We start from the raw sequence: 22,791 nt of genomic DNA on the forward strand, positions 1-22,791 counted from the left end.
CGCTCCTGTGCGTGTGGCGGGCTACGGGCCGTAGCGCGGGGCACGATTCGGGACTGTGCTCACCAGGCCATCAAACCGCCGTGAACAAGCTCCGCGAGTGCAGGCGCTGCAGGCGCAGCCGGCGCCGGCTCAACGCAAGCGCCACGCCAGCCCCGACACCCGTGCCGCGTGCCGCGCCAGCGCCGCGCGCAGCACCGGCTCGCTGGCGCATACGTGCAACTCGCAGCGCGCACGGGTGACCGCCGTGTACAGCAGCTCGCGCGACAGCGTGCGCGCGTCCTGGCGTGGCAGCAGCAGCCAGACCGTGTCGAACTCCGAACCCTGCGCCTTGTGCACGGTCATCGCGAAGGCGCCGGTGTGCGCCGGCAGCGAGGCCGGGTGGAAGCCGCGCACGCCGTCGCTGCCACCGGCGAACCACGCGACGGGAATGCCGGCGGCGTCGTGCTGGCACACGCCGATGTCGCCGTTGAACAGGCCGTGGCGGTAGCTGTTCTCGGTGATCAGCAGCAACCGCCCGTGGAAGTAGGGATCGCGCTGCGGACCCGCCAGCGCGTCCTCGATGCGCTGGTTCAGCACGTTGGCGCCCTGCGCGCCGTCGCGCAGCGCCGTCAGCAGGCGCAGGCGCGCGGCGTGCTGCAGTGCGAGCGCGGGATCGCGCAGTTCCATCAGCGTGCGCCACGACGACAACAGCGCATCGCGCGACGCGCCGGCCAAGGGATCGGCCACGTCTTCGTGGAAGCGCACGCCGGCCAGTCCCTCGCGCAGCCGGCGCATCGCCGCGTCGGCGTCGCCGCTGCGCAGCGCATCGGCCAGCGGCGCCAGGTCGAGCGCTGCGGACTGGCGATAACCGCGCTGCAGCTGCACGCGATGACCCGCCAGCGGGCCACGGCCGGCGGCGATCGGTACGTCGCCCAGCAACGGCGCCAGCGACTGGGCCACGGCCGCGGGCAGTGCCTCGCCCTCGCCCGCCGCGTCGGTGATCGCGGCCAGCACGTCGCCGGCCTCCACCGACGGCAGCTGGTCGCGGTCGCCGAGCAGGATCAGCCGCGCGCCGTCCGGCACGGCTTCCACCAGCTTGCACATCAGCGGCAGATCGACCATCGAGGCCTCGTCCACCACGACCACGTCCAACGGCAGCGGGTGATTGCCGTCATGGCGGAACACGGGACGGTCGGGGATCGTGCCGAGCAGGCGATGCAGCGTGCTGGCCGCGTCCGGCAGCGCATCACACCACGCGGCATCGATGCCGTCGCTGGCGCGCAGGCGCGCACTGGCCGCACGCAGGCTCTCGGCCATGCGTTCGGCGGCGCGACCGGTGGGCGCGGCCAGTGCGATGCGCGGCGGCGCACGACCCGCCAACGCCGCCTGCGCGATGAGCAGCAGCAGCACGCGGGTGATGGTGGTGGTCTTGCCGGTGCCGGGGCCGCCGGTCACCAGCAGCAACGAACGCACCAGCGCCAGCGCGGCGGCGCGCGCCTGGCCGCCGTCGTCGGCAGTGGTGCCGTCACGTGCGCGGGGAAACAACCGCGCGAACAGCGGCGACAGGGCGTCCAGCCCGGCGCCGTCCGGCGCGGCGGCGGCAATGCGGCGCAGGCCCGCCGCCAGGCGGCGCTCGTACTCGCGATAACGGCGCAGGTACAGCATGCCCTGCTCCACCGCCAGCGGTGCCGGCACGCTGGCGGCATCGGCCTGCGGTTGCGCGACCCAGCGCGAGTCGCGCAGCGCCTGCGTCCACGTATCGGCGTCCGGCCAATCGACAGCGGCGTCGCATACCAGGTGCGGGCGCGCGAGATCGACACCGGCATGCCCCTGCGCCACCGCCGACGAAGCCAGCGCCGCGGCGACCAGCACGCGGTCGTCGGTGCCGCCGCCGTCCAGGCGGCGCAGGCTCTGTGCGAGCGCGTGATCGATCGGGCGCAACGCGCCCTGGCGCAGCAGGGCATCGAGCAGGCTCATGCGACGACCTCCGTTGGCGACGTCACGCCGCGGGCGAACAGTGCGTCGAGTTCCTCGACCAAGGCACGTGGCGGCATCCACGCGTGCACGCCGGGCGACGCTGGATCGGTGGCGTCCAGGCCGCGGCAGAACAGGTAGCGGATGCCACCGAAATGCGTGCCGTAGTCGTAGCCATCGCCCAGCCGGAAGCGCAGCCAGCGATGCAGCGCCAGCGCGTACAGCAGCGCCTGCAGCGTGTACTCGCTGTCGTCCATGGCCTGCGCAAGCGCGTCGTGGTCGTAGCCCGGCAAGCGGTTGGACTTGTAATCCAGCACGTGGAAACGCTGCGCGTGCGTGTAGACCAGGTCGATCTTGCCGGTCATCAGGCCTTCCAGGCGCTGGCGCACGCCGAACGCGTGACGCTGCCGCAGTACGCCATGCGCGTGCAGCAACGCCAGCAGGTCGGCGGTCGCGGTGGGCTGCAGGGCGAAGTGGAATTCCATCTCCGACAGGCGCTGATCGACCGGCACGTCGCACAGGCGCGCGCCTTCGGGCAGCGGCGCGGTCAGCGTGTGTCCGACCAGCGGCAGCAGCACCTCGATGCCGTCCTCGATGTCGTCCTCGACATAGCCTTCGGCGTGGAGCGCGGCGCGCAGGTGCGCGCGCTCGGCATCGGACGGCGGCACCTGCGGCCACTGCGACCAGGCGCCGAAGTCGACGCGTTCGAGCACGCCATGCAGCACGTTGCCGAAGCGGCTGCCGGAGAAGCGCAGGTCGCCGTCCACCACGGCGGGGGTCGGTTCATCCAGGGCGCCGCCCTCCTCCGCCACCGCGCGCGGCGCCGCCTCGACCGCGCCGGACGATTCGTTGGCGAGCTGGGTGAAGCTGTAGACCCACCAGTCGCGCGGCACCACGCGCCGCGCGGTACGCGCGGGCGGCACCGCCGCGGCGTGCTCCGGCGGCAATGGCGGCTGCAGCGCGAGCGGCAGCGCGGGACGCTGCACCTCGACGGCATCGCCGAGCTGGGTGGACAAGGACTCCGCGTCCACCAGCATCTTCGACAGCGGGCTCAGGTCGGCACGCTCGTTCGGCACGCTGGCCAACCACAGGGCATGACGCGCGCGGGTCAGGCCGACGTACAGCAGGCGCGCGTCCTCGCCGCGCTCCTCCTCGTCCTGCTGCGCTTTCGCGTTGTTCCAGGCCGCGGCGTCGCTCGGCGTGGCCTCGCTGCGCAGTTGCAGAACGCGCCCGGCGCCGTCGTGGAACTCGCACAGGTTGCCGTTGCCGGGCTTGCGGCCGATGCCGGCGAACGGCAGGAACACGAACGGGAACTCCAGGCCCTTGCTCTTGTGCAGGGTCAGGATCTGCACGCAGCGCGCGTCCGATTCCAGGCGCAGCTGCTGCGTCTCGTCGCTGTCGTCGGCCTCGGCGATGCGGGTACGCAGCCAGTCGACCAGGCCGTGCTCGCCGACCGCGCGCAGGTCGGCCTCCTGCAGCACTTCGGCCAGTTGCAGCGTGTTGGTCAAGCGGCGCTCGCCGTCGGGCAGCGCGAGCAGGCGCGGCGCCTGTTCGGCGCCGACGTCGCCCAGCATCGCCAGCGGTCCGTGCCGTTGCCAGCGGTCTCGCCAGGCCAGCGCGCGCAGCTGCCACTGCCGGTGCAGCGCCGCTTCGCTGTCGAAGCGCGCCAGCGTGCCGGCGTCCAGGCCGACCAGCGTCGTCGCCAGCGCGCCGCGCAGGCGCGCGTCGTCGTCCGGCCGCAGCAGGGCGTCCAGCAGCGCCAGCACCTCGCGTGCCTCGTCGGTGGAGAACAGGCTGCGCCGACCGGCCGCCACCGCCGGCACGCCACTGCGCGTGAGCGCTTCGCGCATCAGCGTGGCTTCGGCGTGGTTGCGCACGAGCACGGCGATGTCGCCGGCTTGCGGCGGGCACTCGCCGTCTTTTCCACGCATCGTTGCGCGTCCCGCGCGTGCGTCGCGCAGCAGTGCCTGGACGGCGGTGACGCAGGCCAGTGCCGCCAGCTGCCTTGCCTCGCCGACCAGCCACTGTGGCTTGCGCCGGCCGTCGTCGGGTTCGGTCAGCGCGCACAGGGTGAGCGCGGGCGCGGTGCGGCCGTCGCGCCGGAAGTCCTCGTCACGCACCTGGCCACCGGGCTGCACGTCGCGGAAGCGGATGCGCGGGTCGACGAAGGCGCCCTCGCCGGCGCGTTCGTACAGGGCGGCAATGGCGCGCAATACGGACGGCCGCGAACGGAAATTGCGGTCCAGCGCCGGCGCGCGCTGCGCGCGCTCGGCAGCGGCCAGGTAGGTGTGCACGTCGCCGCCGCGGAAGCGGTAGATGGCCTGCTTGGGGTCGCCGATCAGGAACAGCGCCGGCGGCCCGGCCTCGTCCGTACCGAACACGCGCTCGAAGATCGCCCACTGGCGTGGGTCGGTGTCCTGGAACTCGTCGACCAGCGCGTGCGCGTACTGCGCGCGCAGGCGTTCGACCAATCGCGCGCCGTGCGGGCCGTCGAGCGCCTGCGCGAGGTCGCCGATGAGGTCGTCGAAGGTCTGCTCGCGGCGCAGGCGCTTGAGCGTCACCAGGCGCCGCGTCGCTTCTTCGCGCACGCGGTGCACCAGCGCGATCCGCTGCGATGCCAGCCACGCTTCGCGTTGGCGTGCGAGGTCGAGGTACGGCGCGACCGCGTCGAACAGCGGCGATTGCGGCGCCAGCAGCGGCGGGCCTTTCTTCGCCTTGTTGGTCTTGTCGGCCAGCATCTGCGGCGTCAGGCGGTCGAGGCGCTCGTGCACCGGTGTGGCCGCATCGCCCTGCGCGCACCACTGCGCCAGCGCGCGCTGGAGCTCGGCCGGCAGGTGCTTCTTGTAGTAGGTGCCGTTGAGCACCTTTGCTTCGATGGCCGCCTCCAGCGCGGCGAAGGCGTCCTCGCCATGGACCAGGAAGGCTTCGCGCAACGTGTCGGCGGCATCGTGCAGGCGCGGCAGCGGATCGGGCGATGGCGGCGGCGACGCGGGTGCCAGCCTCGGCGCGTACAGCAACCGGCCCAGGTCCGCGGCCAGGCCGTCCGGCGCGCGCCATTGCGCCTGCAGCAACTCGGCATCGGCCGGATCGGCGCCGATGGAGCGCCACAGGTCGGTGGCGACGGCGTCGACGAGTTCGCGCTCGCTGCCGATCAGCTCCGGCGCCAGCAGCGGCTGTCCGGCCTCGACGGCGTGCTCGATCAGCGCGCGCGCGCAGAAGCCGTGGATGGTGAACACCGCGGCCAGGTCCATCTCGCGCGCGGCCTGACGCAGGCGCCGTGCCAGCGCGACCGGGTCCTCGTGGCGAGCCTGCCGTTCGATCAGTTCGCGCGTCACCGCCGCTTCGCTGTCCTCGTCCAGCGACGTCGGCATCAGCGCGACCTCGTTGGCCACGCGCGCGGCCAGCTCCAGGCGCAGCCGCAGGCGCTCGCGCAGCTCCTGCGTGGCGGCCTCGGTGTAGGTGACGGCGAGGATCTGGCCGACACGCAGGCCGCGCTCGATCACCAGCCGCGTCACCAGCGTGGCCAGGGTGAAGGTCTTGCCGGTGCCGGCGCTGGCCTCGATCAGGCGCACGCCGTCCAGTGGCAGGTCGAGGAAGTCCTGCTGCGGCAGCGTCGGCGCGCTCGTGTGAGTGCTCATGCGGGCGCTCCGGGCGGGGTCGCGCGGCCGTGCACGACCGCATCGAACAGGCGCGTGGCCACCTCGCGCAGGCGCGCGCCGTCGGCGTCATCGAGGAACGGATCGCGGCCGCGCAGGGCCAGTTGCACCGCGGGCGAATCGACCTCGCCCCATTTGCGGCGTTCGCGATTGCCGGACCACTGCTCGCGCGCGGCCTTCCATGCGGCGATCTCCTCCGCTGCGTCGGCACGCGGCGCGCTGTACCACAGCCAGGCCGAGCGCGCCTGCAGCGGCTGCGGCTCGCGCAGGCCGTCACGGCGCAGCTGCAGCAGTGTGCGCAGGGCATCGCGTGCCTGCTGCGCGGGGATGGCGTCGCGCAGGCGCACGTCGGGGCCGTCCTGCCATTGCGCCAGTTGCGCGAGGGGACGCGCATCGCCCAGCGCCGACAGCACCAGCCAGTCCAGGCCGTGGGCGATCTGCGCCGGGCCGTTGAGCGTGCCCAGCCGCGCGCGCAATGCCCCGTGCGGGTACAGGCGGTCGAGATGGCCGTACAGGCGCACGCCGTCCAGGTCGAGTTCGAACGCGCGCGTCTGCGCCTCGCCCTGCCGCCACCGCTGCAGGGCCGCGGCGAAGGGCTGCACCTGCGCTTTCAGCGCGGCCAGCTGGCGCTCGCCCAAGGGGCCGGAGGGAAGCAGCGCGCGGGCACGCAGACGCCGCGCCAAGTCGTCGGTGTCGTCGTCCGCGCAGGCATCGAACACCACCTGCTGCAGTTGCCAGCGCTCCAGGCCGCGTGCGGGCGTGGTCAGCGGATCGACGTCGTCGGCGACTTCGATCTCGTCCGGCAGCCGCAGGCCCATGCGCGTGCGCAGGAAGTGGCCGGCGGGGTCGACCAGGAAGCGCCGCAACGCCACCAGCGGCAATTCCTGCTCGGCCTCGGGCGCGGGCAGTACATCGCTGAACCACGGTCCCGGCACGGCGCGCGGACCGCTCAGCGCATCGGCGGCCGGATGCCACGCCTTCTGGTAGCTGAAACGGCGCGGGTCGGACGCGCTGCCGAACGCGCGCGGCGAGAACGGCTGCAGCGGATGGTGCAGCACCAGGTCCTCGCTCGCGTCGGCGGCGTGGTGGTAGCCCGCCGCGACATCGAGCAGCTCCGACACCAGCACCGAGGGTTCGCGCGCGCTGCCATCGCGTGGGTCGGCGCCGAGCCAGCTGACATGGAACACGTCGCCCGCCGAGGCGAACAGCTGCAGGAACAGGAAGCGGTCGTCCTCGCGCAGCGAGCGGTCGCCGAAGCGGCGCGCCGGCGTGGTCAGTTCCAGTGCCATCTTGTTGAGGCCGCCGGCCGGATCGCGGCGCGGGTAGTCGCCATCGTTCATGCCGAGCAGGCAGATCACGCGGAACGGGATCAGCCGCATCGGCACCATGCGCGCGAAGCTGACGCCTCCGGTGAGCAGCGGCGCGCGCGTGTCGGACTCGGACAGCGCCTGCTGGAAGTAGGCGCGCACCACGTCGGGCGGCACCGGCCGGTCGAACGCCGCGTCCCCGGCGCCGGTGGCGAACGCATCGACGTGGCGGCGCAGGCGTTCGATCGCGCGCTGGTCGCCGACCGCGCGCGGATGCTCGGGCAGCAGCGCGTCGAGCAGCGCGAACAGCACGTCGCGCCACTGCGCTGGCGCCATCGCACGGCCCAGCAGGCGTTCGTGCCGCGCCAGCACGCGCAGCACGCGCACCAGTGCATCCAGGGCGTCGAGCGCGCTGCCTTCCAGCGCGGTCCAGGGCGCGACGCCGTCGAGCTCGGCCTCGTCGCCGCTGGCATGGCCCAGCAGCAGCCGGTCGAGCGCGAACCGCCACGTGTAGGCGTCGTCGGCCGGCGCGTCGTGGCGCGCGCGGTGGTCGGGATCCAACCCCCAGCGCGCGCCGGACTCGTGCAGCCATCCGTGCAGGCGCTCGATGCCGGCGGCGTCCAGGCCCGCCGCCTCGGCCAGCGCCGGCGTCGCCAGCAGATCGAGCACCTCGCTCACGCCGAACCGCGAAGTCGGCAAGGCGAGCAGGCGCAGGAACACCTCGGCCAGCGGCTCGCCCGCGAGCGGGCTCAGGTCGGCCAGCGCATAGGGAATGTAGTCGCGGCTGCCGCCCTGCCCGCCGAACACGGCCTCGATGTGCGGCCGGTACGGGTCGATGTCCGGCGCCAGCACCGCGATCTCGCGCGCCTGCAGCGGCGGATCGAAGCGCTGGCCCTGCGCCAGCGCGTTGTCGAGCAGCGCGCGCAGCCGATCGTGCAGCACCTGCACTTCGCGCAGGCGCGTGTGGCAGGCGTGGAACTGCAGGCTGGCGTCGTTGCGTTCGACCGCCTTGCGCCACGGCCGCGGTGCGCGCCGGTGCAGCAGGTCGCGCTGCAGCCGGCCCAGCAGGCTGTCGCGCTCGGGTGCGTCGTCGGGCCATTCCTCCGGGTCGGCATAGCGCTCCACTTCCAGCGAGGGATGCACGACCTCGTAGCTGCCCAGCACCGCCATGAAATCGCGGCCGGCCGCACCCCAGTTGGCCAGCAGCGGGTTTTCGTCGTCGGCCGCGGCCGGGTCCTCGCGCAGGCGCTGCGCGTAGCCGGGCAGATCGCCCCAGTAGCGCCGCGACGGCGTCGGCACGTAGAAGTGCAGCGTGCCCGCGCGCGCCTGGGTGGAGATCACCCGCAACACGTCGGGCGACATGTTGAGCGTGGCGAAGGCGAACAGCCGCGGCGGCAGCCCCTGGGGAAACGGACCGTCGGGCGCGCCGAAGCGGGCCAGGTAGTCGTCGATGCGGCGCGCGCGGTGGCGGCGGCCCGCGGCGACGCGGCGCCACAGCTCGGCCTGGGCATCGCCGCCCTCGCGCGTGGTTTCCCACGCCAGCAGCCAGTCGCGCCGCCACGCCTGGTATTTCTCGAAGATCGCCGCCAGTTCGCCCGCCAGCGCCCACGGCTTGAGCGGATCGCCGCCGGCCACGTACTCGCGCAACGGCGCGAACGCGCGCCCGGCGAGCATGGCCGGATCGGACAGTTGCGCATACACGCGCCACTGCAGCGCGGCCGCGTCCAGGTCGTCGCTCGCGCCGGGCACGTTGGCGTCAAGCGCCTCGCGCACGAACTCGCCGGGGGTGAGGAAGCGCAGGTTGGCGGCGATGCCGTGGCGCTGCGCCAGCGTGGACTGCAGCCAGCGCCGCATCGCCACCTGCGGAATCAGCACCACCTCCGGCACCAGCAGCGCGCGCCCGGGCACCGGCTCGCGCAACTGCGTGGCGAGCAGTTCGGCCAGCACGTCCAGGGCGTTGGAATGGTAGAGGCGGAAGTCGGGGCGGCCGGGCATCGCGGCTATCTTGCCGGAGCGCGGTCGCAGACGCCGAGACCACGGCGCACGGCCGCTCCGCCAGGGGACAACCAGCAACGGACTGATGCCGCGATCACACAAGGCGCAGGGCCCGGGCCGGGCAAGCACGGATGAACCTGCGACAATGCGGCTCCTGTTTGCCGTTCAGCTTGCTCCGGCCAAGCTGCGCAGTCCTGGCCCGACGCCGCCCTATGTACGCCACCGCATGACGAACGACGACATCATCGTCCGCCTCGCCCATGTCCGCCTCGACCGCGGCGGGCGCACTGTGCTGCGCGACATCGACCTGGCGGTGCCGCGCGGCCGCATCGTCGCGGTGCTCGGCCCGTCCGGCAGCGGCAAGTCGACGCTGCTGGCGGCCTTGACCGGCGAACTGGCGCCGGCCGCGGGCACCGTCGAGGTGCTCGGCCAGGCCGTGCCGCAGGCCAAACGCGCGTTGCTGGAACTGCGCAAGGGCATCGGCGTGCTGCTGCAGGGCAACGGCCTGCTCACCGACCTCACCGCCGCCGAGAACGTGGCGCTGCCATTGCGTGCGCACACCGACCTGCCCGATGCGGTGATCCGCCGGCTGGTGCTGATGAAGCTGCACGCGGTCGGCCTGCGCGCCGCCGCCGACGCCTACCCGCGCGAGCTGTCCGGCGGCATGGCGCGTCGCGTGGCGCTGGCGCGCGCGCTGGCGCTGGACCCGCCGCTGATGATCTACGACGAACCGCTGACCGGCCTCGACCCGATTGCCAGCGGCGTCGTGATGGAACTGGTACGGCGCCTCAACGACACCCTGGGCCTGACCAGCATCGTCGTGACCCACCACGTCCACGAGACCCTGCCGGTGGCCGACCACGCCATCGTCATCGCCAACGGCGGCATCGTCTTCTCCGGCACCCCGGCGCAGCTGCAGGCCAGCACCGACCCGCTGGTGCACCAGTTCCTCAAGGGCGAGCCGGACGGCCCGATCGCCTTCGACGCCGTGGCCCGCACCCCGGAGGCGGCCTGATGCCCTTCGTCGCCGCGACCCGCTCGCTTGGCCGTGCCGGCCTGTTCACCTTGTCAGTACTCCGGGCCTCCAAGCCGACCCGTGACTTTTTCCACGAACTGATACGCGAAATCTACAAGATCGGCGCACGTTCGCTGCCGATCATCGCCGTTGGCGGTGCGTTCGTCGGACTTTCCGTCACCCTGCTGGGCTACCGCGCGCTCGACACCTACGGCGCCAGCAACCAGGTCAGCGCGATGCTGGGGTTGGGCCTGTACCGCGAGCTCGGCCCGGTGCTGACCGCGCTGCTGTTCATCGGCCGCGCCGGCAGCTCGATCGCCGCCGAACTGGGCCTGATGCGCGCCACCGACCAGATCACCGCGCTCGGCCTGATGGCGATCGACCCGGTCGGCAAGGCCGTGGCGCCGCGCTTCTGGGCGGCGGTGCTGTCGGTGCCGCTGCTGACCGGCTTCTTCTGCAGCCTGGCGATCAGCGCCAGCTACTTCGAGTCGGTGCACGTGATCGGCCTGGACAACGGCACGTTCTGGCAGGTGCTCAAGGACAGCGTCGACTTCGTCGACGATTTCCTGATGGCCTTCGTCAAGTCGGCGGTGTTCGGCGCCATCGCGGCGCTGGTCGCGGCCTACGTCGGCTACCACGCCGAGCCGACCATCGAGGGCACTTCGGTGGCGACCACCAAGGCCGTGGTCAACGCCTCGCTGCTGGTGCTGATGTTCAACTTCGTGATGTCGGCCTTCCTGTTTCGATGATGCGAGCCCTTCGCAAAAGCCCGCACCTCCCTGTGCGGGGATTCGACTTAAACCCGCCGCGCATCCACGCGATGACGGCGCCTGATGGAATCAAACTGGCATGAGCATTCGCGCCCCCCGTATCGAATTCGCCGTCGGCGCCTTCCTGTTGCTGGCGCTGGCCTCGCTGCTGGTGCTGGCCCTGGCCTCCACCAACGGCAAGTGGGGATTCGGCGGCGATACCTACGACTTGAAGGCCCGTTTCTCGACGATCGGCGCCCTGCGCCCGAACGCGCCGATCAAGATCGGCGGCGTCGCGATCGGCCACGTCGCCAGGATCGAGGTCGACCCGGTCAAGTTCGACACCGTGGTCACCCTGGCCATCAGCAAGCGCTACGACGCGCTGCCGGGCGACACCGCCGCCAGCATCCTGACCAGCGGCCTGCTCGGCGAGAGCTACGTCAACCTCGCCCCGGGCGGCGACCCGGAGCCGCTCAAGCCCGGCGACGAGATCTACCTGACCCAGTCGGCGGTCGACCTGATCCAGCTGGTCGGCAAGTACATGTTCAGCGGCGGTGGCGGCAAGCCCGCCGACAATGCCGCCACCGACGCCGCCCCCGCCGACAAGGCGCCCGCGGACGAGACCCCTGCCTACCTGCAGGGCCAGTAAACCCGCCCCCTTCCCGGACGAGTTCACCCTATGAAGCGCACCGCCCTCTCCCTGGTCCTTTCCGCCGCCCTGCTCGCCGTCGCGCCTGCGGTCGCGCTGGCGCAGGCCGCCACGGCCGCGACCACCGCGCCGGCCGGTTCGCCGAGCCAGCTGGTGCTGGACAACAGCACCCGCATCCTCAGCACGCTGGAGTCGCGCCGCGCCGAGTTCACCGCCAACCGCGCCGCGCTGCGCCAGTTCGTCGCCAGCGAGTTCAACACCATCTTCGACCGCGACTACGCCGCCCGCCTGGTGCTGGGCGTGCACGGCCGCGGCGCCGCCGAGGCCGACGTCAAGCTGTTCGCCGACGCCCTCGCCGACAGCCTGATGCAGCGCTACGGCTCCTCGCTGCTCGACCTCAACAGCAAGCTCAAGGTCCGCATCAAGTCGGAAACCCCGCTGCGCGGCGGCGCCATCGTCAAGGTGTCGAGCGAATACCTGCGCCAGGGCGCGGCCGCGCCGGTGCCGGTCGACTACCTGATGCGCAAGGTCGGCACGCAGTGGAAGCTGTTCGACGTGATGGTCGAGGGCGTCAGCTTCGTGCAGACGTTCCGCAACCAGTTCGACGCGCCGCTCAAGCAGAAGTCGATCGCCCAGGTCGCCGCCGACATCAAGGCCGGCAAGCTGCAGGCCCAGGCCAGCGAGTGAGCATGGCGACCGCGCACCAGGACGGTGGCACCCTCGCCTTCGCCGGCACGCTCGACCGCGCCGCCGTGGCCGGCCTGTGGACGCAGCTGCGCGCGTCGGGTGCCGGCCTGCACCGGCTCGACCTGAGCGCGGTCGACGCGGTCGACAGCGCCGGCCTGGCGCTGCTGGCCGAGCTGTGCGCCCGCGGCGAACGCCCCGATGTGATCGGCAGCCCGCCCGGCCTGGCCGAGTTGCGCGCCGCCTACCGCCTCGACCCCGACCTCGCCTTCGCCGGCTGAGCACGAACACTGCGTTCCGGAGACGGTCGCCCGTGCGCGACCGCCCCCCCCCCCCCCGACCCGAGCCCTACACTGCGACCATGCGCCCCCACGCACTCCTCCTCGCTTTCGTGCTCGTCGGCGTGCCGCTGATCGGCCACGCCCAGATCCTCACCCGGCCGTTGTCCGGCCAGCAGCGCGTCGAGTTCGAGCGCTGCATGCAGGCGGCCGGCAAGGACGCCGCGAAGATCCGTGCCTGCGTGCGCACCACCGAAGACGGGGAACCGGTGCAAGCGCCCGCAACCGTGCCGCCGAGCGAGGCCGCACCGGCACCCTCGCCTGCCGACGAAGCCACGCCGCTGCCACCCGAACCGACGCCCGCTCCGGCAACGGAGCCGGGTGCTGCATCCGCACCGGCCGACCAGCCCACCGACGCCGAACGCGATTTCAACGCGATCTATGGCAGCCCCGACGACTACGCCGATCCGACCCTGCCCGCGCCCGCCTCGCTGCCGGCCATGTACGACCCGTGGGAGGGCTACAACCGGCAGATGCACCGCTTCAACAACGCGGTCGACCGCGGCGTCGCGCGGCCGCTCGCGCGCGGCTACGTCAAGGTGGTGCCGCGGCCGTTCCGCCTGGGCGTCAGCAACTTCTTCAACAACCTCGGCCAGCCGGTGTCGGCGGTCAACGCGCTGCTGCAGGGCAAGCCCAAGCAGGCGGCGCAGTCGCTGGGCCGGTTCGCGCTCAACTCCACGCTCGGCATCGCCGGCATCTTCGACCCGGCCAGCGACGCCAAGCTGCCCAACAAGGGCGAGGACTTCGGCCAGACCCTGGGCACCTGGGGCTGGAAGACATCGCGTTATGTCGAACTGCCGCTCTTCGGCCCGCGCACCTTGCGCGATACGCTCGGCATGCTCGGCGATGCGCCGCTGAGCCCGCTGCGCCAGGTCGAGGCCGACCGCGTGCGCATCCCGTTGCAGGGCCTGCAGCTGGTCGACGTGCGCGCGCAGCTGCTGGCCACCGACAGCCTGCGCGCAGGCGCCGAGGATGACTACACGCTGGTGCGCGACGCCTGGCTGCAGCGCCGCAACTACCAGATCTTCGGCGACCGCCTCAACGGCGACGACGTCGACGCGCTGCCGGACTACCTGCGCGAGGAGTACAACCCGACCGTACCGGTGGATGCGATGCCGGTGATGCCGACGGATGGGGGCTGATCTTCAACGCTGCCGCTTCGCGGCCGTCATTCCCGCGAAGGCGGGCTCCGCTCTAACTCCGCGTTAGCCTTCTTCTCATTTCTCCTAGGGGCCGGATGAATCGCTATCTTCTTTTTGTGCTGCTTGCGATTTCATCCACAGCCAGCGCAATCGTTATCCGTAGTGACGTTGACGATGCAAAATATCGGATTCCGGCGTCTGCGTTCCCGGCACTAGCAGACATGCCCGGCGAGGGGCATGGCGTGCTCATTGCGCCCCAGTGGGTTCTAACCGCAGCTCATGCAGCGCCCATGCATGATATGGAGCAAACAGTATCCATCGGCGGCGTTGAGCGCAAAGTTGAGTCCGTCATTAACTACCCAACGTATACAAGGATGCCTGAAGCTTTGGCCAAGGAGGCGTTGGCATCTGGCGACCCCGCCAAGATTCATCAATTTCTTGCAACATCTGACGATATAGCACTGGTCAAGCTTGCGGCTCCCGTACGTGATGTCGCTCCGGTGCCGCTATATCGCGGGAACGAAGAGATCGGAAAGACCGTCCAGATCATTGGCAAAGGAGCTACCGGCAACGGAGCAGATGGGCAACTTCCCCATGGCTCGCATCGCACCATTCTGCGTCGAGCGTTCAATGCAATTACCGGGGCTGGCGCCCGCTATCTCTGGTATCAATTTGACCCTCCTCCGTCTGGCCTGCCACTTGAGGGCGTATTGGGGAGCGGCGACAGCGGCGGCCCTGTCATGATCTACAACAATGGCACCAAGCAACTCGTAGGCCTAGGATCCTGGATCAGATCTGCGCCAGGCAATGGGTTGCAAGCCGGCCTATACGGCCAAGTCGTGTACAACGTTCGTGTTTCTCGCTACGTCAAATGGATTGACAGCGTGATCCTTGACAAAGCATCTGAGGCGTTAGCCGAGCATCCAGGGACGTTGTTCTGACTGCTTGCGGTTGAAAACAGAGGCTTCCGTCCGCTGTCGCGACCGGGTCACTTTTCTTTGCTGGCTCAAAGAAAAGTAACCAAAAGAAAGCGCCTTCCTCGACAAATCAGCCCCACGGCCGGTGCGGCTAAAGGGATTTTCCGACTCGCCATCCTGGCTCGGTCGGAAAACGGCGTGCATCCATGCACGCCGCCCTTCGGGTCTGGGGACTTGGCTGGCTGATCGCAGAGACCGATCAAATCGCCCCCCACCGTTCATCCTGAGCGTAGCGACGAAGTCGCGGGGCCTGCCCTGAGCTTGTCGAAGGGTCGAAGGATGAGCGGGCCAAGAAAAACGAACCCAATCGATACGATTCGTAGAGCGGATCGAGACAGGTGCGTTGGGCCTGTCGCTCGGCCCCCTCAATCCTCGGCGTCGTCCGGCTCGGTGCCGAGCAGGCGCTGGCTCTCCTCCACCGGCAACGCCTCAACCTCGCGCAGCTTGCGCGTCAGCACGCGCGTGCGGCGCCCGGTTTCCTCGATCTTGTTACTGGCCTCGTCGAGCTTCTTCTTGACCCCGTCCAGGACCACGCCGAACTTGCCGAACTCGGTCTTGACCGCGCCCAGCGTGCGCCAGACCTCGCTGGAACGCTCCTGGATCGCCAGGGTGCGGAAGCCCATCTGGAAGCTGGTCATCAGGGCGAGCAGGGTGGTGGGGCCGGCGACGGCGATGCGCTGGTCGCGCTGCAGGGCATCGACCAGGCCGGGGCGGCGCAGCACTTCGGCGTACAGCCCTTCGGTCGGCAGGAACAGGATCGCGAACTCGGTGGTGTGCGGCGCGGCGACGTACTTCTCGCGTATACGCGAAGCCTCGTGGCGCACGCGCCGCTCCAGCGCATCTCCGGCGGCGCGCGAAGCCTCCAGCTCGCCGCGCTCCTGCGCATCGAGCAGGCGCTCGTAGTCCTCGCGCGGAAACTTGGCGTCGATCGGCAGCCACACCGGTGCCTCGCCGCTGGAACCGGGAAAACGCACCGCGAATTCCACGCGCTCGCTGCTGCCGGGCACGGTGGCGACGTTGGCGGCGTACTGGTCCGGCGCGAACACCTGCTCCAGCAGGCCGGCCAGTTGCACCTCGCCGAACACGCCGCGTGACTTCACGTTGGTCAGCACGCGCTGCAGGCCGCCGACGTCGGCGGCGAGCTTGTGCATGTCGCCCAGGCCCTGGTGCACCTGCGCCAGCATCGTGGTGACGTTGCCGAAGCTCTCGGTCAGCCGTGTTTCCAGCGTGGCGTGCAGTTTCTCGTCGACGGTGGCGCGCATCTGCTCGAGCTTGGCGGCGTTGTCGACCTGCAGCTCGCGCAGCTTCTGCTCCAGCGTCGCGCGCATCTCGCCGATGCGCAGCTCGTTGCGCTGGGTCATCTCGTTGAGGCGCTGACCCAGTGCATCGGCAAAGTGTTGCTGCAGCTGCGCGCCTTCGGTGCGGCCCTTGCGCGCGTCCTCGGTCAGCGCCTCGCGCAGCACGTCCAGGCGCTGGTCGGTGCGCACGGTGAGGTCGGTCAGGCGTGCGCCGAAGCCCTCGATGCGCTGCTCCTGCAGCGCCGACAGGCTGTCGAGCTGCTGGCGCAGCTCGCCGCGGCCATCGCGCTGTTCGTCGCGCAGCGCCTGCTCCAGCCGCGCGCGCAGGCTGTCCAGCGCGGCCTCCGGCTTGCGCAACAGCAACACGACGAGCAGGACGATCGCGATGACCACCGCGACCAGCAGGACGATGAGGAGCAGGGAGGCTTCAGGCATGGCGTCAGTGTAGCCGGCGCGGTCTCAGCGACGGCGATGGCGATGGCGATGGCGATGGCGATGGCGATGGCGATGCTCATGCCCATGCGCTGCATGCAACCGGGTGTCAGGTGCGCGGCGACAACCAATCCGGCTGCGGCTGCCAACACGCCTGCAGGAATTCGCTGAACACCCGCACCTTGGCCGGCACGTAGCGGCGTTCCGGTATCACCGCGTGCACGTCGAGGCCGGGCATCACCCAGTCGGGCATCACCGGTTCGAGCAGGCCCTCGTGCAATTCGCGGGCGACGGCGAACTCGGGCACGCGCACGATGCCGGCGCCGGCGATCGCGGCGGCCTTCAGCACCAGGCTCGAATTGGCCTCCAGGCGTGCGCCCAACGCAATGCGCACGACCTCGTCGCCGCGTGTGAACTGCCAGGTGCGGCCGACCGCGGCGAGACTGAAATGCAGGCAGTCGTGGACACCGAGCTCGTCCGGGCGGGCCGGGCGGCCGACGCGATCGAGGTAGCCCGGCGCGGCGCACAGCAGCACGCGGCTGTGGGCAAGCGTGCGCGCGACCAGGCTCGACGACTGCAGCCGGCCCAGGCGGATGGCGAGGTCGAAACTGCCCTGCACCAGGTCGTGCTCGCGGTCGTCGAGCTGCAGGTCGACGTCGACCTGCGGATGGCGCGCGAGGAACGCGCCCAGCCATGGCGCGATGTGCAGCACGCCGAAGCTCATCGGCGCCGACACGCGCAGCCGCCCCTGGGCCAGGCCGTGGGTGCCAGCGACCGCGTCCTCGGCCGCGCGTGCCTCGGCGAAGGCGGCCTGGGCGTGGCGCAGGTAGGCCTGGCCGGCCTCGGTCAGGCTGAGCCGGCGCGTGGTCCGGTGCAGCAGCTGCGTGCCCAGGCGCCGCTCCAGCGCCGACACTTGTTTGCTGACCGCGGCCTTGGACAGGCCCAGCGCGTCGGCGGCGCGGACGAAGCTGCCGAGCTCGGCGACGCGGACGAAGGCGAGCAGGCCGGGCAGGTCGGGGACGGGTAGCTTGGCGACGGGGATTGTTGACATAAGGAAACAGTCTAGCCACCAGCAGACCGATTATCCGCGGCCCGGTGCGGCGTAATTTGCGGGGCGTCCGTCCCGAAAAGCCCGCCATGACCGCCTCTGCGTACCGTCTGCTGCTTACCCTCGTCGCCGGCAGCCTGATCGGCGGCACCTACATCGTCGGCAAATTGTTGCTCGGCCAGGGGCTGTCGCCGGTGGCGGTGTCGTTCGTCCAGGTCACCGGCGCGGCCGTGCTGCTGCAGCTGGGCCTGCGCGCCCGCGGCCAGCGCGTGCCCGGCGACGGCCGCACGCGGCGCTTCTTCGTGATCGCCGCGCTGATCGCGGTGGTCGGTTCGACCCTGCTCGGCAACTGGGTGCTGGCGCGCATCCCGGCCGGCATCTTCACCCTGGTGGTGACGCTGTCGCCGCTGTTCACCTCCTGGCTCAACGCCGCGCTCGACCGCCGCTGGCCGCCGGCGACCGCACTGGCCGGCACCGCACTCGGCCTGCTCGGGGTGCTGCTGGTGCTGCTGCCGCGCGCGCAGGCGGCCGAGGCGGAGCAGGCGCTGGCGCTGTTGATCGCGCTGGCGGTGCCGGTGTTGCTGGCCACCGGCAACGTCTACCGCGCGCGCCACTGGCCGCAGGGCGTGGCCGCGCCGGTGGTCTCGGCCGGTACGTTGAGCGTGCAGGCGCTGGCGCTGCTGCCGTTGATGATCGGCCTGCAGGTGCGCGGGCAGGGCGGCAGTGCCCCGGCCGACCTCGCTGCGGCGTGGCCGTTGCTGGCGCTGCTGGTGGTGCTGACCATCGCCGCCAATGTCAGCGCCAGCGCGTTGCAGCGCGTCGCCGACAGCGTCGCGTACAGCCAGATCGGCTACGTGATCGCCCTGACCGGCATCGGCTTCGGCGCGCTGTTGTTCGGCGAGCGCCTGGGCTGGGCGTTCGCGCCGGCGGTGGGGCTGGTGTTTGCCGGCATCGTGCTGGCCAACCGCCCGGCTGCCGCGCCCCGGCGCCGGGCCGCCGTCGCCCGCAGCGCGGCCGCGCTCACGTCGCCGCGCTGATCGGCGATAGTCCGGCGCAGGGCATCGGGACGGCAGGCCTGAAGTCCCGATGCCTTCCGGCAGGTCCGCGCCCAACCCCGCAGCTGCCACCTTTGCTCATTGCACGACCGCGGAGTGCGCCGCGCGCTCCGATCTGTTCGAGGCTCGACCATGAAGCGACTGCCCGTCCTGGTGCTGCTTGCCGCGCTCTTGACCCTGCCACCGGCGACGGCGCAGCCGGCCGCGGGAACCCTGCCGGCACGCTGGCAAACGGGCGCCGCCGACTGCACTGCGGCCACACCGCCGCTGCAAGTGCACGAATACCGGCCGGGCACCTACGTCCTGCGACAAAGCCTCTGCGCGGATTTCGAGGGGCCGTTCATGTACCTGTTGATCGGCAACCGGCAGGCGCTGCTGATCGACACCGGCGCGGTCGCCGACGCGCAGTCGATGCCGCTGGCGAAGACCGTGCTCGGCCTGTTGCCGGACGACGCCCACGGCAAGCGGCCGCTGCTGGTCGTGCACACCCACGGCCACGCCGACCACCGCGCCGGCGACGCCCAGTTCGCCGGCCTGCCGGCCACGCGCATCGCCCCCACCGATCTGGCCGGGGTGCGCCGCTTCTTCGGCTTGCCGGGCTGGCCCGATGCACGCGCCAGCGTGGACCTGGGCGGCCGCAAGATCGAGGTGATCCCCACCCCCGGCCACCACGACGCGCACCTGGCGTACTACGACCCGAGCACGGGGCTGCTGTTTTCCGGGGATTTCCTGCTGCCGGGCCGGTTGCTGATCGAAGACACCGCGACCTACGCGGACAGCGCCCGCCGCGTCGCGACCTTGCTGCGCGATCGACCGGTCACGCACGTGCTCGGCGGCCACATCGAGCTCGATGCCGCCGGCCAGGCCTACCCGCACGGCGCCCAGCACCACCCCGACGAGCGCCGGCTGCAACTGGACAAGCGCGACCTGCTGGGCCTGCCGGCGGCGTTGGCGGCGTTCAACGGCTTCTACGCGCGCCAGCCCAACTACCTGCTCAGCCACCCGCTGCACAACCTGCTGGCGCTGGCGGCCGGCGCCTTGGCGGCGCTGCTGCTGGTGGCGTGGGCGCTGCGTCGGTGGTGGCGGCGACGGTCTGCGCACCGCGCAGGCGCTTGAGCCGCGACGTCAGTCGAGCACGCGGCAGAACACCGCCTTGAGGTAGCGCGACTCCGGCACCTGCGCCAGCCACGGGTGGTCGGCGCCGGCACCGGACACCTTCAGCACCTGCACGGTGCGGCCGGCGTAGAACGCCGCGCGGCGCAGCATGTCGAGGAACTGCTCCTCGCTGACCAGGCCGGTGCACGAGAACGTCGCGAACAACCCGCCCGGCTTGACCACGCCCAGCGCCAGCTTGTTCATGTCGAGGTATTTCTTCAGCGCCGGGATCACCTGCTCGCGGTCGCGGGTCATCTTGGCCGGGTCGAGGATCACCACGTCGAACTGCTCGCCGGCGTTGCCCATGTCGCGCAGCCACGGAAAGATGTCGGCCTGCACGAACTTGACCTGGGCGCCGTTGAGCTTGGCGTTGCCCTTGGCGATGGCGAGCACGTCGGCATCGATGTCGACGCCGATCACTTCCTCGGCGCCGCGCACCTTGGCGTACACGCCGAAGCCGCCGGTGTTGCAGCACAGGTCGAGCACGCGCTTGCCGGCCACCTGCTGCGACAGCCACTGCCGGTTCTCGCGCTGGTCGGCGAAGAAGCCGGTCTTGTGCGCACCGGCCGGGTCGGCGCGGAACTTCACGCCGTACTCGGTGATCACGCTCGGCGGCACCGCCTCGGTGCCACGGAAATCGAAGCTCTCCTGCTTCTGCACGTGCTCGTCGGCGAAGGCGTAGAAGCGGCAGCCCGGGAACTGCTGCTTGAGCGCGTCGTAGATCCACTCGCGGTAGCGGTACGCGCCGGCGCTGAAGAACTCCACCACCAGCAGGTCGCCGTAACGGTCGACCACCAGGCCGCTGATGCCGTCGCCCTCGCTGTGCACCACGCGCCAGGCGTCGCTGACTTCGTCGAGCTTGAGCACGTCGCGGCGCAGCGACACCGCATCGGCGATGCGGCGTGCGAACCAGCCAGCGTCGACGTCGATGTCCGGGTCGCCTTCGAGCATGCGCAGGGCGATGCGCGAGTGGCCGTTGTAGAAGCCGCGGCCGATCCAGTCGCCGTCGACGCCGAACACGTCGACGATCTGGCCCGATTTGGGGCGGGTGGCGGGCTTGTCGACGAGGCGTTGGAAGATCCAGGGGTGGGTGGACTTCCAGGCGTTCTTGAGGCGTACGGTGGGGTTGGCGATGACGTTCATCGCGGCATTTTACGGGCGCGGGGTCTCAGCCGCTCGATTCGCCTCGCACGCCGTCATCCTGCGGAGGCGGGAACCCCGCGACTTTGTCTTTCGCCCCGGGAGCCCTCGTGGGAGCCACGACACCCGCCTTCGTGGGCATGACGAGCCGCGGGTCTGGCCCATTCACGGGACGCAGAAGCCCGTCCCGCACCGGCTTGCAATCGCCGTGCAGCGGAGCAATCTGATTCCCATGCACCTGCCCACCCCCGATGCTGTCCCCGACACCCCGGCCCAGCGCGCGGCCGACCGCGGCCGCTGGCTGCGCGCCTTCAACGCCAGCCTGGCCTTCGTGCTGCTGCTGGCCGCCGTGTTCAGCGCCCAAGGCAGCTTCGACGTCGCCGCCTGGACCGTGCAGCCGTGGTCGCTGGGCGGCCTGCGCGGGCTGTTGACCGCGCCGTTGCTGCACGGTTCGTTCGAGCACCTGGCCGCCAACGCGATCGCGCTGCTGATGCTGGGCACCCTGGCCGGCGGCCTGTACCCGCGCGCGACACTGCGCGCGCTGCCGCTGATCTGGCTTGGCTCCGGCCTCGGCGCCTGGTTGCTTGGCGACCCGGGCTCGCAGCACCTGGGCGCCAGCGGGCTCAGCCATGGCCTGATGTTCCTGGTGTTCGTGCTCGGCCTGCTGCGCCGCGACCGGCCGTCGATCGCCGCGGCGATGATGGCCTTCATGTTCTACGGCGGCATGCTGCTGACGATCCTGCCGCGCGAGCCGGGCGTGTCCTGGCAGGCCCACCTCGGCGGCGCCGCGGCCGGCGTGCTGGCGGCGTGGCTGTTCCGGCGCGCCGACCCGCTGGCGCCGCGCAAGCGCTACAGCTGGGAGGACGAGGACGAAGGCCTGGTGCCGGCCCACGACCAGCTTGAACACACCGAACTGGAGCCACCGAGTCCGCGCGAGGTGCCGGTGCTGTGGCAGCGCTCGGACCCGGAGACCGGCACCGTGCTGCGGTTCCCGCCGCGCCGCGAACCCTGAGCGGCGCGCACACCTGATCGATCACAGGAGTTGGCCATGCCTGCAGCGGACGTGTTCGAGGGCGGTTGCCTGTGCGGTGACGTCCGTTACCGCACCAGCGCCGCGCCGTTACGCGGCGTGATCTGCCACTGCGCGATGTGCCGCCGGCATTCGGGCGCACCAGCGCTTGCGTTCGTGCACTTTCCGAAAGCAGCCTTCGCCTGGCTCGGCGCCGCGCCGCGCTGGTACCGCTCGTCCGCGGCCGCCGAGCGCGGCTTCTGCGCGCAGTGCGGCAGCACCGTGGCAATGCGCGAGGACGTGCTCGACGACCGCGTGCAGGTCTGCGTCGGCAGCCTCGACACGCCGGAACGGGTGCGCATCGACGACCACGTGTGGACGCGACAGCAGATCGCCTGGTTCCGCATCGACGATGCCTTGCCGCGCTTCGCCGGCAGCAGCACGGCGGTGCCGACGCGCGCCGCCAACCCGCCGTGATCGACCCGGCGGCTAGCCGGTGCCGAGCTGGCGGTCGTGCAGACGCGACCACAGCAGCAGCGACACGATCGCGCCGCACAGGCAGGTGAACATGTCCCACTGCGTGTCCCAGGCATCGCCCTGGGTGGCGAGGAACGCATCGGCGTCGCTGCCGAAAGCCAACGCCGCCCACCATTCGATCAACTCGAACAGCGCGCTGAAGCTCAGCGCCGATGCCAGCACCAGGTACACCAGCCAGCCGCCGCGGTGCAGTGGCGTGCAGCGCAGCAGCAACTCGCGCGCCAGGATCGCCGGCACGAAGCCCTGCATGAAATGGCCGATGCGGTCCCAGGGATTGCGCGTCAGGTCGAACGTGTCGCGCAGCCAGAACCCCAGCGGCGTTTCCGCGTAGGTGTAGGCGCCGCCGTAGATCAGCACCAGCGCGTGCGCGGCGAGCAGCCAGCACAGCAGCCGCGTCAACGGCAAGCCAGGCCAGGCCCACAGCACCAGCGGCAGGCCGACGATCACCCATACCACTTCCATCAACCAGGTCAGGCGGTCCTTGGGCGCGATCGCCGACGCGAGCAGGGCGCCGGCGACGAGGGCGACCAGCAACCAGGCCTCACGCCGCGTCGGTGGCCGGGCAATCGGGGTGACGGGCATCGTTGCGCTGCTCATTGGGCACTCTTCATCGCGGCACTCCTCATCGCGACGCTCCTTCGTGGCCACCGAG

Annotated in this window: 18 protein-coding genes; 11 read left to right on the forward strand and 7 right to left on the reverse strand. The window is 71.1% G+C overall.

The genetic code is table 11. The features are described 5' to 3' along the window. Positions 1-129: 129 nt before the first annotated feature. From recD to recC, 3 genes are read right to left on the reverse strand one after another with little or no spacing between them, the layout of a single operon-like run. Positions 130-1,956: an exodeoxyribonuclease V subunit alpha gene (recD, locus tag ACFOLC_RS13235; protein WP_386759729.1), complete on the reverse strand. Its 1,827-nt coding sequence runs from the start codon at positions 1,954-1,956 to the stop codon at positions 130-132. Continuing rightward, positions 1,953-5,591, reverse strand: coding sequence for an exodeoxyribonuclease V subunit beta (recB, locus tag ACFOLC_RS13240; RefSeq protein WP_386759730.1), 3,639 nt, complete (start codon positions 5,589-5,591; stop codon positions 1,953-1,955). The genes recD and recB overlap by 4 nt, the downstream gene beginning before the upstream one ends. Further along, positions 5,588-8,920, reverse strand: coding sequence for an exodeoxyribonuclease V subunit gamma (gene recC / locus ACFOLC_RS13245; RefSeq protein ID WP_449284300.1), 3,333 nt, complete (start codon positions 8,918-8,920; stop codon positions 5,588-5,590). The genes recB and recC overlap by 4 nt, the downstream gene beginning before the upstream one ends. 217 nt (positions 8,921-9,137) lie before the next feature. Between recC and ACFOLC_RS13250 the strand changes: the two genes are divergently transcribed. The 7 genes from ACFOLC_RS13250 (at position 9,138) to ACFOLC_RS13280 (ending at position 14,429) form a co-directional block, all read left to right on the forward strand. After that, positions 9,138-9,926: an ABC transporter ATP-binding protein gene (locus ACFOLC_RS13250; protein WP_386759732.1), complete on the forward strand. Its 789-nt coding sequence runs from the start codon at positions 9,138-9,140 to the stop codon at positions 9,924-9,926. Continuing rightward, complete coding sequence (locus ACFOLC_RS13255) at positions 9,926-10,675, forward strand: MlaE family lipid ABC transporter permease subunit (RefSeq protein ID WP_386759733.1); 750 nt, start codon at positions 9,926-9,928, stop codon at positions 10,673-10,675. Before ACFOLC_RS13250 ends, ACFOLC_RS13255 begins: the two co-directional genes overlap by 1 nt. A 100-nt stretch (positions 10,676-10,775) precedes the next feature. After that, positions 10,776-11,324, forward strand: a complete 549-nt coding sequence (mlaD, locus tag ACFOLC_RS13260; RefSeq protein ID WP_386759734.1) for an outer membrane lipid asymmetry maintenance protein MlaD — start codon at positions 10,776-10,778, stop codon at positions 11,322-11,324. 30 nt (positions 11,325-11,354) lie between these two features. Then, entirely contained in the window at positions 11,355-12,011 is a 657-nt protein-coding gene (locus ACFOLC_RS13265; RefSeq protein WP_386759735.1) for an MlaC/ttg2D family ABC transporter substrate-binding protein, read from the forward strand. Between the two features lie 2 nt (positions 12,012-12,013). Further along, entirely contained in the window at positions 12,014-12,289 is a 276-nt protein-coding gene (locus ACFOLC_RS13270) for an STAS domain-containing protein (RefSeq protein ID WP_386759736.1), read from the forward strand. A gap of 80 nt (positions 12,290-12,369) precedes the next feature. Continuing rightward, positions 12,370-13,488, forward strand: a complete 1,119-nt coding sequence (locus ACFOLC_RS13275) for an MlaA family lipoprotein (protein WP_386759737.1) — start codon at positions 12,370-12,372, stop codon at positions 13,486-13,488. 95 nt (positions 13,489-13,583) lie between these two features. Beyond that, positions 13,584-14,429 carry a S1 family peptidase gene (locus ACFOLC_RS13280; protein WP_386759738.1) on the forward strand — a complete coding sequence of 282 codons (846 nt, stop codon included), beginning with the start codon at positions 13,584-13,586 and terminating at the stop codon, positions 14,427-14,429. 401 nt (positions 14,430-14,830) lie between these two features. Here the strand turns inward: ACFOLC_RS13280 and rmuC are convergent, their stop codons facing one another. Further along, positions 14,831-16,198 (reverse strand): DNA recombination protein RmuC, encoded by a 1,368-nt coding sequence (rmuC, locus tag ACFOLC_RS13285; protein WP_386759739.1) that lies wholly within the window; start codon positions 16,196-16,198, stop codon positions 14,831-14,833. A gap of 106 nt (positions 16,199-16,304) precedes the next feature. Beyond that, a complete protein-coding gene (locus tag ACFOLC_RS13290) occupies positions 16,305-17,246 on the reverse strand; it encodes a LysR family transcriptional regulator (RefSeq protein WP_386759740.1) in 942 nt (313 codons plus the stop codon). Between the two features lie 86 nt (positions 17,247-17,332). On the opposite strand from ACFOLC_RS13290, the gene ACFOLC_RS13295 reads away from it, so the two are divergent. Together ACFOLC_RS13295 and ACFOLC_RS13300 are read left to right on the forward strand one after the other, a co-directional pair. Further along, positions 17,333-18,280: an EamA family transporter gene (locus ACFOLC_RS13295; protein WP_386759741.1), complete on the forward strand. Its 948-nt coding sequence runs from the start codon at positions 17,333-17,335 to the stop codon at positions 18,278-18,280. Positions 18,281-18,430: 150 nt separating this feature from the next. Then, positions 18,431-19,414 carry an MBL fold metallo-hydrolase gene (locus ACFOLC_RS13300; RefSeq protein WP_386759742.1) on the forward strand — a complete coding sequence of 328 codons (984 nt, stop codon included), beginning with the start codon at positions 18,431-18,433 and terminating at the stop codon, positions 19,412-19,414. 9 nt (positions 19,415-19,423) lie between these two features. Here ACFOLC_RS13300 and ACFOLC_RS13305 read toward each other — a convergent pair whose 3' ends face one another. Beyond that, positions 19,424-20,596 (reverse strand): class I SAM-dependent rRNA methyltransferase, encoded by a 1,173-nt coding sequence (locus tag ACFOLC_RS13305; RefSeq protein ID WP_386759743.1) that lies wholly within the window; start codon positions 20,594-20,596, stop codon positions 19,424-19,426. Between the two features lie 229 nt (positions 20,597-20,825). Here ACFOLC_RS13305 and ACFOLC_RS13310 point away from each other — a divergent pair, with 229 nt between their 5' ends. Then, entirely contained in the window at positions 20,826-21,605 is a 780-nt protein-coding gene (locus tag ACFOLC_RS13310; RefSeq protein WP_386759744.1) for a rhomboid family intramembrane serine protease, read from the forward strand. Between the two features lie 36 nt (positions 21,606-21,641). Further along, entirely contained in the window at positions 21,642-22,079 is a 438-nt protein-coding gene (locus ACFOLC_RS13315; RefSeq protein ID WP_386759745.1) for a GFA family protein, read from the forward strand. Between the two features lie 12 nt (positions 22,080-22,091). On the opposite strand, the gene ACFOLC_RS13320 is transcribed toward ACFOLC_RS13315, so the two are convergent. Then, positions 22,092-22,736, reverse strand: a complete 645-nt coding sequence (locus ACFOLC_RS13320) for a DUF2238 domain-containing protein (protein ID WP_386759746.1) — start codon at positions 22,734-22,736, stop codon at positions 22,092-22,094. Positions 22,737-22,791: the final 55 nt, after the last annotated feature.

The organism is Lysobacter cavernae, from assembly GCF_042648505.1.
GTDB lineage: Bacteria > Pseudomonadota > Gammaproteobacteria > Xanthomonadales > Xanthomonadaceae > Lysobacter_L > Lysobacter_L cavernae.